Genomic DNA, 15,352 nt, shown 5'->3' on the forward strand with positions numbered 1-15,352 from the left:
CACGGTGATCGCCAGCACATCCGTATGGTGTGCTGCATGGAAAGGTAAAACAAAGATGGTACAGGTGAGAGTGCACCAGCCGGTCAACACTGACGGCAGTATCAATCTCGAAGCATGGTTGGACCATGTGGTAAGCGTCGATTCGGCACTGGATCGCGCAGCGCTGAAAGAAGCCTGCGAGTTTGCGCATGAGGTAGAGAAAAAGGGCAACCCGGCCAAGCATTCCTGGGCGGATGGTACGTCCAGCTTCCAGGCTGGCCTGGAAATCGCCGAAATTCTGGCTGACCTCAAGCTCGACCAGGACTCCCTGGTGGCTGCGGTCATCTACCGTTCGGTGCGCGAGGGCAAGGTCACCCTCGCCGAGGTCAGCCAGTGTTTTGGCCCGGTGGTCTCCAAGCTGATCGACGGCGTGCTGCGCATGGCCGCCATCAGTGCCAGCCTCAGCCCGCGACAGTCGCTGGTGCTGGGTTCGCAGGCGCAGGTCGAAAACCTGCGCAAGATGCTGGTGGCCATGGTCGACGACGTGCGCGTGGCACTGATCAAGCTGGCCGAACGCACGTGCGCAATCCGTGCGGTCAAGTCCGCCGACGACGAGAAACGCCTGCGCGTCGCGCGTGAAGTGTTCGACATCTATGCGCCGCTCGCGCACCGCCTGGGTATCGGTCACATCAAGTGGGAGCTGGAAGACCTCTCCTTCCGCTACCTGGAGCCCGACCAGTACAAGCAGATCGCCAAGCTGTTGCATGAGCGGCGGCTGGACCGCGAGCGCTTCATCAGCGACGTGATGACCCAGCTGCAGAACGAGTTGCTTGCCACTGGCGTAAATGCCGACATCAGCGGTCGGGCGAAACATATCTATTCGATCTGGCGCAAGATGCAGCGCAAAGGCCTGGAGTTCAGCCAGATCTACGACGTGCGAGCGGTGCGCGTACTGGTGCCGGAAATCCGCGACTGCTACACCGCGCTGGGCATCGTGCACACCTTGTGGCGGCATATTCCCAAGGAGTTCGACGACTACATCGCCAACCCCAAGGAGAACGGCTACCGCTCGTTGCACACCGCGGTAATCGGCCCCGAGGGCAAGGTGCTGGAGGTGCAGATCCGCACCCACGGCATGCACGAAGAGGCCGAGCTTGGGGTATGCGCCCACTGGCGCTACAAGGGCACGGACGTCAAGCCCAGCTCCAACCACTACGAAGAGAAGATTTCCTGGTTGCGCCAGGTGCTGGAATGGCACGAAGAGCTGGGCGACATCGGTGGCCTGGCCGAGCAGTTGCGGGTCGATATCGAGCCTGACCGGGTTTATGTGTTCACCCCCGACGGCCACGCCATCGACCTGCCCAAGGGGGCCACGCCACTGGACTTCGCCTACCGCGTGCACACCGAGATCGGCCACAACTGCCGCGGCGCCAAGATCAATGGCCGTATCGTGCCGTTGAACTACAGCCTGCAGACTGGCGAGCAGGTGGAGATTATCACCAGTAAGCACGGCAACCCCAGCCGAGACTGGTTGAACTCCAACCTGGGCTACGTCACCACCTCGCGGGCGCGGGCCAAGATCGTCCACTGGTTCAAGCTGCAGGCTCGCGACCAGAACGTTGCCGCCGGCAAGACCTTGCTTGAGCGCGAGCTCAGTCGTCTGGGCCTGCCGCAGGTTGATTTCGAGCGCTTGGCCGAGAAGACCAACGTCAAGACTGCCGAAGACATGTTTGCCGCGCTCGGTGCTGGCGACTTGCGCCTGGCTCATCTGGTCAACGCTGCCCAGCAGTTGCTGGAGCCCGAGCGTATCGAGCAGATCGAACTGGTGCCGCGCAAGCCTACCGGTCCGCGTACCGGCAAGCGTGGCGACATCCAGATCCAGGGTGTCGGCAATCTGTTGACACAAATGGCCGGCTGCTGCCAGCCGCTACCGGGCGATGCCATTGTCGGTTACATCACCCAGGGCCGTGGCGTGAGCATTCATCGCCAGGACTGTGCCTCGGTACTGCAGCTGGCGGGCAGGGAGCCAGAGCGCATGATCCAGGTGAGCTGGGGGCCGATCCCGGTGCAGACCTACCCGGTCGACATCGTCATCCGTGCCTACGACCGCCCGGGTCTGCTGCGCGATGTGTCGCAGGTGCTGCTGAACGAAAAGATCAACGTGCTGGCGGTGAATACCCGATCGAACAAGGAAGACAACACCGCGCTGATGTCGCTGACCATCGAGATCCCCGGCCTGGACGCACTGGGGCGCCTGCTGGGGCGGATCTCGCAGTTGCCGAACATCATCGAAACGCGGCGTAATCGTACCCCTTGAGACCGTGGCGCCAGCTTCGCGGGCTTGCCCGCTCCCACAGGATGGATGCAGGTTTGGAAATCTGCACCGTACCTGTGGGAGCGGGCAAACCCGCGAAGCAGCCACCACCGAAGGACCTGCCTGTATGACCTACACCCTTGACGACCTGCTGCATCTCATGGCCCGTCTGCGCGACCCGCAGTACGGCTGCCCGTGGGACCTGAAGCAGAACTACGCCAGCATCGTCCCGCACACCCTCGAAGAGGCCTACGAGGTCGCCGACACCATCGAGCGCGGCGATTTCGAGCACCTGCAAGGTGAACTGGGCGACTTGCTGTTCCAGGTGGTCTATTACAGCCAGCTGGCCCGGGAGGAGGGGCGTTTCGAGTTCGACGGCGTGGTCGACAGCATCACCCGCAAGCTCATCCGCCGTCACCCGCATGTATTCCCCACTGGCGAGCTGTACGCGCCGATGGATACGCCCGGTTTGAGCGATGCGCAGGTCAAGTCGCGCTGGGAAGAAATCAAGGCCGAAGAGCGCGCGGAAAAAAGCCAGCCTGAACAGCTTTCGCTACTCGACGACGTTCCGGCAGCCTTGCCGGCGCTGTCGCGGGCAGCCAAACTGCAAAAGCGCGCGGCCACGGTCGGTTTCGACTGGCCAGCGGCATTGCCGGTGCTGGACAAGGTCCGCGAAGAGCTTGATGAAGTGCTGCAGGCCATGGCCGACGGTGATGTCGATGCCCTTGAAGATGAAATGGGTGACCTGCTGTTCGCCACCGTCAACCTGGCACGCCACCTCCAGCAGGACCCGGAGCACGCCTTGCGCCGCGCCAATCGCAAGTTCGAACGACGCTTCCGTTTTATCGAACAGGCATTGCGCGACAGTGGCCGCCCCATTGAAGATTGTGACCTTGACGAGCTGGATGCCCTTTGGGGGGAAGCCAAACGTCAGGAAAAGAACCTGCCCAGCTGCGGCTGAGCTGTTGCATAAGTGAGTGAATATTCATGAGCCTTTCCCTTCGCGACCAATTGCTCAAAGCCGGTCTGGTCAACCAGAAACAGGTCTCGCAGACCAACAAAGCTGAAAAGAAACAAAAGCGCATGGAGCACAAAGGCCAGGTCGAAGTCGACGACAGCCAGCAGCGCATGGCCAAGGAAGCCATGGCTGAAAAAGCCAGGCGTGACCAGGAACTGAACCGCCAGCAGCAGGAAAAGGCCGAGCAGAAGGCCCGTGCCGCGCAGGTCAAGCAACTGATCGAGGCCACTCGCCTGCCCAAGCTGAACACCGAGGATTACTACAACTTCGTCGACGACAAGAAGGTCAAGCGCATTGCCGTCAACGCCCTCATGCGTACCAAGCTGAGTAATGGCGCGCTGGCCGTGGTAGCCCATGCCGGCGGCTACGAGGTTATCCCCCGTGAGGCCGCATTGAAGATCCAGGAGCGCGACCCTGGCCGTATTCTGCTGCTCAATACCCATGTCGAGGAAGCGGACGAAGACGACCCGTACGCGGCTTACAAGATCCCTGATGATCTGATGTGGTAAACAGAAAAAACCCGCCTTGGCGGTGACGCGGTTCATTCAACTTCGCCAGGGCCGCGTTGCGGCCCTTTCGCGACGCAAGGTCGCTCCTGCGGCTATCGTGAGAAGTGTGTTGGTTCGCCGCTCGCTGAACCGGCGCGATCAGTCAGCTGTGCTATTGCCTTGGTTCCTTCCGTTCGTCGGACATTTCCTAGGGTTTTGGCACAGCGGCTAGCCTCCAGCTTAGCGTCAGGGATAGCGCTGAACATTCGGTCCAGGAAGGGCCAGTACGCCTCGTCGTCCCGACGCTTTATCTGCTGAGGAGACGATAATGAAAATAACCCTGAAACGGTTGGCGTGCCTGGGTGCAAGTTTCACCAGCGCGTTCGCCATGGCCGATGCGGCCAGTCCGCCGGTGCTGTCACCTGCGATTCCCTTCGACGTCACCGCCAATCCCCCTTTCACCCTGGACAACCTGCAACACGATTTCGACGTGCTGTCGTGGCAGACCTTCGTCGCCCTGAACTGGCCCGCCAACGCCGACGGCAGCGCCAACACCTCGGCGCAGATCGGCGCACCCGGCAAGACGGTGTGGGAGTCGTGGAAAGAGAGCTACGAGATCTTCCTGCCCAAGGGACAGAAACCCGTTGCCTGGGATCAGCAGGCACCCGTGCCCGCAGCCTGCCAAGGCAAGGGTGACTTGCCGGTGCTGCAGCAGATGGGCAAGGTCGCCGGCGTGCTCGATGAGTTCATCCAGCCGTTCAAGACCGGCCCGTTGGTCGACCAAAGCGGCACCTACACGCGCAACGCGATCATGGTCAACAAGCCGATGTTCGATGACATCGTCAACAATGGCCTGTACAGCAAGGAAGGCCAGCAAGCGTTCCTGAGCAAGGCTGACAACCGCATCGCTTTCGCCTGTGGTTCGCAGAAGGCCCAGCAGGTCGGTGCGATCATGGTCAAGTCGGCCTGGAAAGTGCTCGATGGCAGCGACAACCCGCAGGAGTTCCACGCCGTCGACGCGCTGGTCTACACCCCCGGTAACGCCGACCCGAACAAGGGGGCGCTGATCCCCGAGTCGTGCAATGCGCAGAAGGTCGGGCTGGTAGGCCTGCACATCGTGCACAAGACCGAAGGTGCACCACAGTGGGTATGGTCGACGTTCGAGCACGTGCGCAACGTGCCGGAAAAGACCACGCCCATGAACGAGCGCAAGGGGCCCTACCTGTTCTACGACGCCCAGGCCAGCGACCGCCCGGTGAACGAGCCGCCCGCGCAACCGTGGGACCCGTCGAAGAAGGCCATCCCCTCGCAGATCGTGCGTGAAATTCCCATCACCGCCGCCACCCAACAGCTCAACGCACAGTGGCAAGGTGCGCTCAAGGGCACGGTGTGGGCCAACTACCACCTGATCAGCACCCAGTGGCCCACCGCCCCGGCCGATGACTGCCAGGTGCCGTCACCGACCAACCCGTTAGGTACGCCTGCGCCGAACTTCCTGGCCAACGCCACCCTGGAGACCTACAACCAGGGCACCACCCCGCAGGCCTCGTCCAGCTGCATGGAGTGCCACAACAACGCGACAACTCGCGTGACCCAGTCACCGCGCACCAGCTTCGCCGATTTCACTTTCCTGCTTGAACGTGCCCAATCCACCGGCGCCAAGGAGTGATGCCATGAGCGACCAGAACCTGCAAAACTTCATCGGCTTGTCCGCCGTGCTCACTGGCCTGTCGGCCAAGCTGCTGGCGCCTTCCGTCGACCCGATCAATCTGCCGCCGGTGTTCTTCGCCACCGCCCAGCAAGGCATGGGCCTCGAGGCGTTCAGCAGCCTGCTGGAGCTGTACGCCAGCATCCAGAGCCAGCCGCCCGCGCAAATCGCCAGCGCCGTGCTCGATAACGCGAACCCGCAAATCGCCCAGGGCGCCCGCTCGATCATGAAGCTGTGGCTGCTCGGCAGTTGGTACCAACCCTACGACCTGGGCAACGCGCGCACGGGTGACACGCGCGTGGTCTCCGACCAGGCCTACAAGGAGAGCTGGGCGTGGAAGATCGCCCAATCCCATCCCATGGGCTACAGCCAGTTCCACTTCGGATACTGGGGAGAGCAGCCACCGACCCTCAAGCAATTCACCGGAGTCGACGCCAAGGAAGGGCAGCAGCCATGAGCAATGTACAAACCCAGAACATCGAAACCGCCGATGTGATCGTGGTGGGCGCCGGCATGGCCGGCAGTGTCATGGCCTACCAGTTGGGCCTGGCCGGGTTGAAAGTGCTGGTGCTCGAATCGGGCCCGGCCATTCCGCCCAATCGCAGCGAGTACCTGGAGCGCTTCTACACCGCGGTGCTCAAAGCGCCCGAATCGCCGTACCCACCTGAACAGAGCGAGCAGACCCCGGCCACGCAGTTCGCGCCACGGGCGACCATCCAGGACCTGATCACCGCGGGTAGCCAAGACCCGGACAAGGCGCAGAAAAGCTACCTGGTGCAGAAGGGGCCGCAACTGTTCGCCAGCACTTACGAGCGGGTAGGTGGCGGCACCATGTGGCACTGGATGGGCACGGCCCTGCGCCTGTTGCCCAACGACTTTCGCATGCGCACTGCGTACAACGTCGGGGTCGACTGGCCGATCAGTTACGACGATCTGCAGACCGCCTATTGCCGCGCCGAAGAGGAGATGGGCGTGTCCGCCGATGTCGCCTCGCAGACTTACCTGGGCGTGACGTTCCCGCATGGCTACAAATACAGCATGCATGGCATCCCGCCGTCGCTGGTCGACCAAGGCCTGGGCGAGAACGTCACGGGCACGGTATACCAGAGCCCGGAGAAGGGGCCCGACGGCAAGCCGTACCCAGGTGTCACCCTCAATGTCCGGCAGACCCCGGCCGGGCGCAACTCGCAGAATGATAACGGCCGTCGGGTGTGCGCAGGCAACACCAGTTGCACACCGATCTGCCCGATCCAGGCCAAGTACGATGCCACCGTGACCATGGCCAAGGCACTGGATACCGGCAACGTGCGCATCCTCTACCAGACCGTGGCAAGCCAGGTGCAGGTCGATGCCAATGGGGTCACGGGAATCGACTTCATCCAGTATCAGAACAACGGCACGCGCCAGAACGGCACGGCCCAGGGCAAGCGCTACGTGATTGCCGCCCACGCGATCGAAACACCGAAGCTGCTGCTCAACTCCATCGGCCCGAGCAGCCCTAAAGGGGTCGCCAACAGCAGCGGCCAGGTCGGCCAGGCGTTGGCTGACCACCCGGTGTACCTGGCCTGGGGCCTGATGCCCGAAGGCAAGCCGCTGTTCCCGTTCCGTGGGCCATTGTCCACCTCGGGGATCGAGGACATGCGCGATGGCCCGTTCCGCAGCCAGCGTGCCGCCTGGCGTATCGAAATCGGCAACGAGGGCTGGAACTGGTCGGTGAACGACCCCTACACCTCGGTCTGCGATTTCATCGACGGGACCAACCACGGCGGCGCTAACCCCAACAAGCTGGCGTTGTCCGGCCAGGCGCTGGTGCAGCAGCTCAACAGCGTGCTGACCCGCCAATTCCGTCTGGGCTTCTTGGTCGAGCAGGTGGAGAAAGACCCCGACAAAGCGCTGTGCCGGGTGGAGAGGAGCACGGAGTTCACCGACGGCCTGGGCCTGCCTCGGCCACAGATCACCTACGAACTGTCCGACTACACCAAGGAGGGTTTCAAGCAAGCGCGCCTGGCCGCCACGCACATCATCACCGAGCTGATGGGCGCCACCGAACTGACCGACCTGAACCCTAAGCTCGAGCCCGGCTCGCAAACGGTGTTCGAGTACGGCGGCGAGAACTACGCGTTCTACGGCGCTGGCCACCTGATGGGCACTTACCGCATGGGATCGGACCGCACCAAGTCGGTGGTGGACAAGGACCAGCGCAGCTGGGACCACCCCAACCTGTTCCTGGTCGGCGACGGTGTGTTCCCCACCACCGGCACCGCCAACCCGACCTTGACCATCACCGCGTTGACCTTCCAGGCCGCCGATGTGGTGGCCAGCGACCTGCTCAAGCGTACCGTACAGGTGCAGGCCAACCAGGCATGGCAGGGCACGGGCATGCAGATCAATGGGCAGAGCTGGCAGTTGGCGGTCTGTACGGGCGGGCAGTGGACGGCCAACCCGGCCACCGGCATGGTTGGCGCGCAGGGCAACCCAGCGTTGATCGCCAAGCAGGGCTACACCCTGCCGGGGCAGAACGAAGGGGCGTTGATCGGACGTATTGGCAACAGCGGCGTGCCGTTCCTGGTCGGCAACCAGATGCAATTGCCGCGTGGCCAGCAGGGAGAGTTGCAATTGTGCATCAATGACGACTTGGACGGCCGTTACGGAGCTGGCCTGAGCGATAACCTGGGCAGCCTGTCGGTGGAGGTGCGTTTCGGGTCGGTGTAGACCCTGTCATGGCAACCCCACAAGGCTCCGGCACTGCCGCAGTATTGTGGGGTTGTTCTTCGAGCCCGGGTGAATCAGGGATTCGCGGCAATGCGCTGGGTCATTGTGTAGCGCGCTGGTTTTCCAGGTCTTCAAGCTCAACGCGGTATTGGTGCGCTTCGTGTTCGTTATGGAACATGCCCACCAGTTGGCCTTGTTGGTACACATCCCAGATCCGCACGCCAGCGGCCAGGCCTTCGTGGGACATTTTCGATTCGTCGCGTTCGGTTACTTGGACAGTCATCGTTAAACTCCACTTCTTCAAGATGGCTGCGACAGTGTGTCGCACGTCTTCTTTATAGAGTTTGTTAGCAGACTAAGTAAATAAAACAGGCATGAAACAAGTTTCATGAAGCTGGGAGGTGTGCTGCCTCGATGGGCTTCTTCGCAGCAAAGAAAAGCCCCGCACTGGGCAGGGCTTCAGGTGTTGCAGGCAGTGCCGGATCAGTTGCCCTTCACCGGCTTGCCATCGACCGTGCCATCCTGCAGCACGATCACGTACTCCTTGCCATCGGTCTCTACCTGGCGCAATTGCACCAGCAGGTAGTCCCAGTTCTTGGCAAACCATAGCTCGGTGATGCGCTTGCTCTGGCTTGGATCGCGCACGCGCTCGACCTTCACTGCATCGACCTGGCCGGTCTTGGTGGTGACCTTTTCGGTGCCCAGCACGCGGAAGTCGTAGGTGTCAATTTCGTCGCCGTCGACCACCTGGTAGGTCATGCTTTTCTTGCCCGCGGCCACGTCGTGCTGCAGGGCCAGCTGGTAGGACGACTTGTCCAGTACGCCGCGGTTCAGTGGCAGGCTGACGGCATCGCCACGGTCGCTGCCGGTGACCTTCTTGGTGCTCCAGTCGAAGTCCAGGTCGACCTTCTTGGCCTTGCCCAGGCCGCCGCGCTCGAAGTGGTACTTCTGCGGCAGCAGGGTGTCGTTTTCCATGCGCAGGGTGCTTTGCTCGGTCAGGCTGGCGATCATCATGGAAGCCTTGAAATTAAGGTCCCAGGTACCGTTGGCATTTTTGACCAGGCTGCGCTCGGCGGTGCCGCTCATGGGCAGCTGTTTCCAGTCGGCCGTGTAGCTGGCCGAGAAGGGCTTCAGATCAGCTGCCTGGAGGGGCAGGGCGAGCACGGCGAGAGCCAAGAGCAGGGCGCGACGCATAAATTCTCCTAGGATCGAATCAAGTGACCGCTGGCCGCCAGTGGCTGGCCGTCCAGTAATGCACCCTGCTCGCCAAGACGCAAGCGCCCTTCAGCGAACCAGCGCACCGCCAGTGGGTAGATCAGGTGTTCCTGATGGTGTACCCGCTGTGCCAGGCTTTCGACGGTGTCATCAGACGCCACCGGTACCACAGCCTGTACGACCAGTGGGCCGCCATCGAGTTCCTCAGTCACGAAGTGTACGCTGCAGCCATGCTCGGCGTCGCCAGCTTCCAACGCCCGGCGATGAGTATGCAGGCCCTTGTACTTGGGCAGCAGCGATGGGTGGATGTTGAGCAGGCGGCCCTGATAGTGGCGCACGAAGCCGCCACTGAGGATGCGCATGAAGCCGGCCAGCACCACCAGGTCCGGGGCAAAGCCGTCGATGCGCGCCATCAGCGCGGCATCGAAGGCTTCACGGCCGTTGAACTGGGTGTGGTCGAGCACGACGCTGTCGATGCCGGCCGCTGCGGCGCGTTGCAGGCCGTAGGCATCGGCGCGGTTGGAGACCACCGCGCGGATACGCACCGGGCTGTCCTGCCCTTGGCAGCTGTCGATCAGGGCTTGCAGGTTGCTGCCGGAGCCCGACAGCAGTACCACTACATTGCAGGCATTGCTCGGCATCAGTGTGCCTTGAGGTTCTGCAGCTCGACCTGGGCAGCGCCTTCGGCGGCTTCGGCGATGTGGCCGATTACCCATGGCTGCTCACCGGCGGCGCGCAGTTCGTTCAGGGCGGCTTCGACCTGGTCCTGGGCCACGCAGATGACCATGCCCACACCGCAGTTCAGTACGCGGTGCATTTCGTGCTCGTCGACGTTGCCTTTTTCCTGCAGGAAGTCGAACACCGCCGGGCGCTGCCAGCTGGCCACGTCAACCACGGCCTGGGCGTTTTTCGGCAGTACGCGCGGGATGTTGTCCAACAGGCCGCCGCCGGTGATGTGGGCCATGGCCTTGACTGCGCCAGTGTTCTTGATCAGCTGCAGCAGCGGCTTGACGTAGATGCGGGTCGGCGCCATCAGCAGGTCGGTCAGCGGCTTGCCGTCCAGCTGGGTGTTCTCGATATCGGTAGCCGACACTTCGAGGATCTTGCGGATCAGCGAGTAGCCGTTGGAGTGCGGGCCCGAGGACGGCAGGGCGATCAGCGCGTCGCCGGTGGCAACCTTGGAGCCGTCGATGATTTCGGCCTTTTCCACCACACCTACGCAGAAACCGGCCAGGTCGTAGTCTTCACCTTCGTACATGCCAGGCATTTCGGCGGTTTCACCACCGACCAGCGAGCAGCCGGCCAGTTCGCAACCGGCGCCGATGCCGGTGACCACGGTGGCGGCCACGTCAACGTTCAGCTTGCCAGTGGCGTAGTAGTCGAGGAAGAACAGCGGCTCGGCGCCGCAGACGACCAGGTCGTTGACACACATGGCGACCAGGTCCTGGCCAATGCTGTCGTGCTTGTTCAGGTTAAGTGCCAGGCGCAGCTTGGTACCGACGCCGTCGGTGCCGGAGACCAGCACCGGCTGCTTGTAGCCGGCCGGGATCTCGCAGAGGGCGCCGAAGCCACCCAGGCCACCCATGACTTCAGGGCGTGCGGTGCGTTTTGCCACGCCCTTGATGCGTTCGACCAGTGCTTCGCCGGCGTCGATGTCTACACCGGCGTCCTTGTAGCTCAGGGAGGGTTGCTTGCTCATTGATCCAGGCCTTTAGGAGGGAGGGATTCTTAAAAACGACCATGACGGCCAAGGCCGGCTGGTAAGCGGCGGCTGCCTGAAACGTCAGTAGTCTGTGAAGGCGCGCGATTTTATCAGGGTTGCCGTGCAGCGGCCATCCTCAGGCCGACGGGCAGGGCATGAAAAAGATAATTAGTTGGGACGTTCGCCTTGAGGGAACAGCCATGCGCCGCGCGGGCGGTGCGCGATCTCACCGGCGCTGCGCCGCTCAACGCGAACACCGGTAGGCCCTACAACACCCGCAAGCAATCTTTCACGCCCCGCGGCTGGTTACCTGGCGCCCCCGTGTATAAGGTATAGGCATTGCGGTAACTGGACAGGAATCCTCCATGCGTTTGTTCAATATTCTGGCAGCCGGTTGCCTGGCCCTGATCTCGGCCACTGCCCTGGCTGAAAATGTCTCAGGCCTTTATCAGGTGCGCGAACCGGTCTCCGGGCCGGGCGCTGAAGCCCGTACCGCGGCCAAGGTCAAAGCCCTGGACACGCTGGTGCTGCGTCTGACCGGTGACCCAAAGGCAGTGCAAAGCCCTGCGTTGGCCGAGTTGCGCAAGGACCCTCGGCAAATCATCAACCAGGTGGGCAGCGAAGCCGGCCCGCCCGAGTCGATAGTGGTCGAGTTCGACCCTGGTAGTACCGAGCGGGCCTTGCGCAAGGCTGGCCTGGCGCTATGGGGCAGTAATCGGCCTTCGATACTGGGGTGGTGGTTGAACGACACTGTTGAGGGCAGCAACCTGGTCGGTGATGGCCAGGTCAGTGCCCAACCCCTGCGCCGCGCCGCCCAGCACCGCGGTCTGCCGCTGCGCTTGCCGCTGGCCGACTTGCAGGAGCAACTGGTTGCCAATGCCAGGCAGATCGAAGGCAGCGACCCGGCGCAGTTGCGCGAAGCATCCGAGCGCTACGGCGCCGATGCTTTGCTGGCGGTACATGCACAGGAAGCCGACGGCAAGTGGCAGGGCAAGTGGCAGCTGTGGCTGGGCGACCAGCGTGAGCAGGGCAATGCCGAGGGTGCCGACCCGACAGCCTTGGCTGACGCGGTGATGCTGGCGGTAAGCAGCCGCCTGGCGCCGCGCTACGTTACCCGGCCGGGTGCCGGCCGCCAATTGCAGGTGCAAGTGCAGGGCATGAACCTGCAGCGCTACGCCGAACTGGCCCGCGTGCTGGAGCCCTATGGCCCACGCTTGCAGGCGGCCGAAGGCACGACCTTGACCTACGGGGTCACTGGCAATCGTGATCAGCTGCGTGCCCAGCTTGGCCTGGCCAAACTGCAGGAGGTGCCGGTAGAGCAGGCACCGGCAGTGCCAGCCACACCAGCACCGGCAGTGGACGCCGCTGCCGGGCAGCCCGCGCCTGCGCAGCCAGCACCCACGCCGTTCGACGGCTTGCGTTTTCGCTGGTAAGGGGCGCTTGCCGTGACTGACATGCGTCGCTGGATCAGGCTGGGTGTTGCGCTGCTGATCGCTGTGCTGCTTTATAGCCTGCACAATATTCTTACGCCGTTCCTGGTTGGCATCATGCTGGCCTACCTGGCCGACCCGCTGGTCGATCGCCTCGAGCGCCTGGGGCTATCGCGTACCTGGGGTGTAGTGGTGGTGTTCGGCCTGTTCACCCTGGTGCTATTGGCCTTGTTGCTGGTGCTTGTGCCGATGCTGGCCAAGCAGTTGGTGCGCCTGTACGAATTGGCGCCGCAGGTGCTCGACTGGCTTGAGCATGTAGCGCTGCCGTGGGTACAGGGCCGCCTTGGCCTGGCCGATGGTTTCTGGAAATTCGACAAGATCAAGGCCGCCATCGGCGCGCACATGGGGCAGACCACCGATATCGTCAGCATGCTGCTGTCCCAGGCTACCGCCTCAGGCCTGGCGTTGGTGGCCTGGCTGGCCAACATGGTGCTGATCCCGGTAGTGGGCTTCTATCTGCTGCGCGATTGGGACCTGATGATGGGCAAGCTGCGCAGCCTGCTGCCGCGCCAGCGCGAGTCGCAAGTGATGGGCCTGGCAGGTGAATGCCATGAAGTGCTGGGCGCATTCGTGCGCGGGCAACTGATGGTGATGCTGGCCCTGGGCATCATCTATTCAGCCGGCCTTATGCTGGTGGGGCTCGAGCTCGGTCTGCTGATCGGCATGCTTGCAGGTCTTGCGGCCATCGTGCCATACATGGGCTTCATCATTGGCATTGGTGCCGCGCTGGTGGCCGGCCTGTTCCAGTTCGGTGGCGACCTGTACCCGATGCTGGGCATCGTTGCGGTGTTCATGGTCGGGCAGGCGCTGGAGGGTATGGTACTGACCCCGCTGCTGGTGGGCGATCGCATCGGCCTGCACCCGGTTGCGGTCATCTTTGCCATCCTCGCGGGTGGTGAACTGTTCGGCTTTACCGGCGTGCTGCTGGCGCTGCCGGTGGCGGCGGTGATCATGGTGCTGCTGCGGCATGTGCATGCTCTGTACAAGGAATCGGACATGTACGCCGGAAATATCGACCCGGAGCTTTGAACGCCACGCGTTTTGTCTTGAGCCTTTTCGCGCCCCGCATCCGCAGGTCGCTTGCAAAACGCAACTTGTTGATTTTGCTTGCCCTATCCGCAGTCGAGATTGTGCGCCCCGCGTTGCAGGTATAGACTTTGCACATTGTTCACCAAAGGCCCCCCGCGGTCCTGCCGACCGCCCGCGAGCATGAAACCACCGATCCAGTTGCCCCTGGGTGTGCGCCTGCGCGATGACGCCACCTTCATCAACTACTATCCGGGCGCCAATGCTGCGGCATTGGGTTACGTCGAGCGGTTATGCGAAGCCGACGCCGGCTGGACCGAGAGCCTTATCTACCTGTGGGGCAAACAAGGTGTTGGCCGTTCCCACCTGCTGCAGGCCGCCACCCATCGCTTCCAGCAACGTGGCGAACCTGCTGTCTACCTGCCACTGGCGCAACTGCTCGATCGCGGCGTAGAACTGCTCGACTACCTGGCCCAGTACGAACTGGTGTGCATCGACGATTTGCATGTGATCGCCGGCAAGGCTGATTGGGAAGAGGCCATGTTCCACCTGTTCAACCGCCTGCGCGACAGCGGCCGCCGCTTGCTGCTGGCAGCCTCGGCATCACCGCGCGAGCTGCCGATCAAGCTGCCGGACCTGAAGTCGCGCTTGACCCTGGCCCTGGTGTTCCAGATGCGCGGCCTGTCTGATGAAGACAAGCTGCGCGCGTTGCAGCTGCGTGCTTCGCGCCGTGGCCTGCACCTGACCGACGAAGTCGGCCATTTCATCCTCACCCGCGGGGCGCGGAGCATGAGCGCGTTGTTCGACTTGCTCGAGCGCCTCGATCAGGCGTCGCTGCAGGCACAACGCAAGCTCACCATTCCTTTTCTCAAGGAAACCCTCGGCTGGTAACCCCCTGAAAACACTGGGCCAGAGCGGTGGCGCAAAAAAGTCACATCTTTTTCGATAAAATTTGCAAATGGCCATGATAGAGGGCATAGTCTCACCCTTCTAAAGGATTACAGACACGGTCGTGCCCATGCTGAAGCGCTTCGCACCCCTCGTGCCACTCGCACTCGTGACCCTTCTTTTTGGCTGCGCGGCCCAAGGCCCGGTATCTCAGCCTCAGGATCACACCCCGGTCACCGCACAATCGGCTATCAAGGCCAAAGCCTCTTCCTCGGCGGTATTCGGTGAGCCGGAAGAGCTGGCCACCGAAGATGACCTTTCGTCTTTCTCCGGCAGCAAGCCTTACCAACTGCCCGTTCTGGCTGACAGCATTCTCGAGCGCGGTATGTCGTTGATCGGCACTCGCTACCGCTTCGGTGGTACCTCGGAAAAATCCGGCTTCGACTGCAGTGGCTTCATCGGTTACCTGTTCCGCGAAGAGGCGGGCATGACGCTGCCGCGTTCCACGCGAGAAATGATCAAGGTCGATGCGCCGAAAGTGGCCCGCAACAAACTCAAGCCAGGTGATTTGCTGTTCTTCAGCACCAATGGCCGCGGCCGGGTGAGCCATGCCGGTATCTACCTGGGTGACAACCAGTTCATCCACTCCAGCAGCCGCCGCAGCGGCGGTGTACGCATCGACAACCTCGGTGATCGCTACTGGAGCAAGACCTTCATCGAAGCCAAGCGAGCCTTGGCCATGGCGCCGACCAACATCGCGCGCAACTGATATCAAAATGATGTACCGTGCCGCGGCGGTGATGCTTTGAAAA

General features: G+C 62.5%; 14 protein-coding genes. 10 read left to right on the forward strand and 4 right to left on the reverse strand.

All coding sequences use genetic code 11. From position 1 onward, the window contains the following. Positions 1 to 55: 55 nt before the first annotated feature. From relA to J3A98_RS03485, 6 genes are all read left to right on the forward strand, one after another. On the forward strand, positions 56 to 2,296 hold the full coding sequence (gene relA / locus J3A98_RS03460) for a GTP diphosphokinase (protein ID WP_176685497.1): 2,241 nt from the start codon (positions 56 to 58) through the stop codon (positions 2,294 to 2,296). 124 nt (positions 2,297 to 2,420) lie between these two features. After that, positions 2,421 to 3,254, forward strand: a complete 834-nt coding sequence (mazG, locus tag J3A98_RS03465; protein WP_176685496.1) for a nucleoside triphosphate pyrophosphohydrolase — start codon at positions 2,421 to 2,423, stop codon at positions 3,252 to 3,254. A 26-nt stretch (positions 3,255 to 3,280) separates the two neighbouring features. After that, the gene (locus tag J3A98_RS03470; protein WP_209964025.1) at positions 3,281 to 3,820 is read left to right on the forward strand and encodes a DUF2058 domain-containing protein; all 540 of its coding nucleotides are present in this window, start codon (positions 3,281 to 3,283) and stop codon (positions 3,818 to 3,820) included. Between the two features lie 307 nt (positions 3,821 to 4,127). Next, complete coding sequence (locus J3A98_RS03475; protein WP_176685494.1) at positions 4,128 to 5,468, forward strand: cytochrome C; 1,341 nt, start codon at positions 4,128 to 4,130, stop codon at positions 5,466 to 5,468. Between the two features lie 4 nt (positions 5,469 to 5,472). Then, entirely contained in the window at positions 5,473 to 5,964 is a 492-nt protein-coding gene (locus J3A98_RS03480) for a sorbitol dehydrogenase (protein ID WP_104962419.1), read from the forward strand. Further along, on the forward strand, positions 5,961 to 8,219 hold the full coding sequence (locus tag J3A98_RS03485) for a GMC family oxidoreductase (RefSeq protein WP_209964028.1): 2,259 nt from the start codon (positions 5,961 to 5,963) through the stop codon (positions 8,217 to 8,219). The genes J3A98_RS03480 and J3A98_RS03485 overlap by 4 nt, the downstream gene beginning before the upstream one ends. Positions 8,220 to 8,319: 100 nt before the next feature. On the opposite strand, the gene J3A98_RS03490 is transcribed toward J3A98_RS03485, so the two are convergent. The 4 genes from J3A98_RS03490 to purM form a co-directional block, all read right to left on the reverse strand. Beyond that, a complete protein-coding gene (locus J3A98_RS03490; protein ID WP_021782528.1) occupies positions 8,320 to 8,502 on the reverse strand; it encodes a hypothetical protein in 183 nt (60 codons plus the stop codon). Between the two features lie 200 nt (positions 8,503 to 8,702). Then, positions 8,703 to 9,413, reverse strand: a complete 711-nt coding sequence (locus J3A98_RS03495; RefSeq protein ID WP_176685492.1) for a DUF3108 domain-containing protein — start codon at positions 9,411 to 9,413, stop codon at positions 8,703 to 8,705. Between the two features lie 8 nt (positions 9,414 to 9,421). After that, entirely contained in the window at positions 9,422 to 10,075 is a 654-nt protein-coding gene (gene purN / locus J3A98_RS03500; RefSeq protein WP_176685491.1) for a phosphoribosylglycinamide formyltransferase, read from the reverse strand. Further along, on the reverse strand, positions 10,075 to 11,133 hold the full coding sequence (gene purM / locus J3A98_RS03505) for a phosphoribosylformylglycinamidine cyclo-ligase (RefSeq protein WP_003252437.1): 1,059 nt from the start codon (positions 11,131 to 11,133) through the stop codon (positions 10,075 to 10,077). Before purM ends, purN begins: the two co-directional genes overlap by 1 nt. A gap of 368 nt (positions 11,134 to 11,501) precedes the next feature. Here purM and J3A98_RS03510 point away from each other — a divergent pair, with 368 nt between their 5' ends. The 4 genes from J3A98_RS03510 (at position 11,502) to J3A98_RS03525 (ending at position 15,309) form a co-directional block, all read left to right on the forward strand. Beyond that, positions 11,502 to 12,569, forward strand: a complete 1,068-nt coding sequence (locus J3A98_RS03510; RefSeq protein WP_209964032.1) for a DUF2066 domain-containing protein — start codon at positions 11,502 to 11,504, stop codon at positions 12,567 to 12,569. A 12-nt stretch (positions 12,570 to 12,581) separates the two neighbouring features. Then, entirely contained in the window at positions 12,582 to 13,655 is a 1,074-nt protein-coding gene (locus tag J3A98_RS03515; RefSeq protein ID WP_209964036.1) for an AI-2E family transporter, read from the forward strand. Between the two features lie 180 nt (positions 13,656 to 13,835). Beyond that, positions 13,836 to 14,543, forward strand: a complete 708-nt coding sequence (hda, locus tag J3A98_RS03520; protein WP_003252443.1) for a DnaA regulatory inactivator Hda — start codon at positions 13,836 to 13,838, stop codon at positions 14,541 to 14,543. A 127-nt stretch (positions 14,544 to 14,670) separates the two neighbouring features. Beyond that, positions 14,671 to 15,309: an NlpC/P60 family protein gene (locus J3A98_RS03525; protein WP_209964040.1), complete on the forward strand. Its 639-nt coding sequence runs from the start codon at positions 14,671 to 14,673 to the stop codon at positions 15,307 to 15,309. Positions 15,310 to 15,352 lie beyond the last annotated feature (43 nt).

Origin of the sequence: Pseudomonas sp. BP6 (assembly GCF_017875935.1) — a bacterium.
Lineage (GTDB): Bacteria > Pseudomonadota > Gammaproteobacteria > Pseudomonadales > Pseudomonadaceae > Aquipseudomonas > Aquipseudomonas putida_Y.

Coding starts and splice junctions, on each gene's coding strand:
- relA (WP_176685497.1), top strand. CDS start 56: ATGGTACAGGTGAGAGTGCACCAGCCGGTCAACACTGACGGCAGTATC.
- mazG (WP_176685496.1), top strand. CDS start 2,421: ATGACCTACACCCTTGACGACCTGCTGCATCTCATGGCCCGTCTGCGC.
- J3A98_RS03470 (WP_209964025.1), top strand. CDS start 3,281: ATGAGCCTTTCCCTTCGCGACCAATTGCTCAAAGCCGGTCTGGTCAAC.
- J3A98_RS03475 (WP_176685494.1), top strand. CDS start 4,128: ATGAAAATAACCCTGAAACGGTTGGCGTGCCTGGGTGCAAGTTTCACC.
- J3A98_RS03480 (WP_104962419.1), top strand. CDS start 5,473: ATGAGCGACCAGAACCTGCAAAACTTCATCGGCTTGTCCGCCGTGCTC.
- J3A98_RS03485 (WP_209964028.1), top strand. CDS start 5,961: ATGAGCAATGTACAAACCCAGAACATCGAAACCGCCGATGTGATCGTG.
- J3A98_RS03490 (WP_021782528.1), bottom strand. CDS start 8,502: ATGACTGTCCAAGTAACCGAACGCGACGAATCGAAAATGTCCCACGAA.
- J3A98_RS03495 (WP_176685492.1), bottom strand. CDS start 9,413: ATGCGTCGCGCCCTGCTCTTGGCTCTCGCCGTGCTCGCCCTGCCCCTC.
- purN (WP_176685491.1), bottom strand. CDS start 10,075: ATGCCGAGCAATGCCTGCAATGTAGTGGTACTGCTGTCGGGCTCCGGC.
- purM (WP_003252437.1), bottom strand. CDS start 11,133: ATGAGCAAGCAACCCTCCCTGAGCTACAAGGACGCCGGTGTAGACATC.
- J3A98_RS03510 (WP_209964032.1), top strand. CDS start 11,502: ATGCGTTTGTTCAATATTCTGGCAGCCGGTTGCCTGGCCCTGATCTCG.
- hda (WP_003252443.1), top strand. CDS start 13,836: ATGAAACCACCGATCCAGTTGCCCCTGGGTGTGCGCCTGCGCGATGAC.
- J3A98_RS03525 (WP_209964040.1), top strand. CDS start 14,671: ATGCTGAAGCGCTTCGCACCCCTCGTGCCACTCGCACTCGTGACCCTT.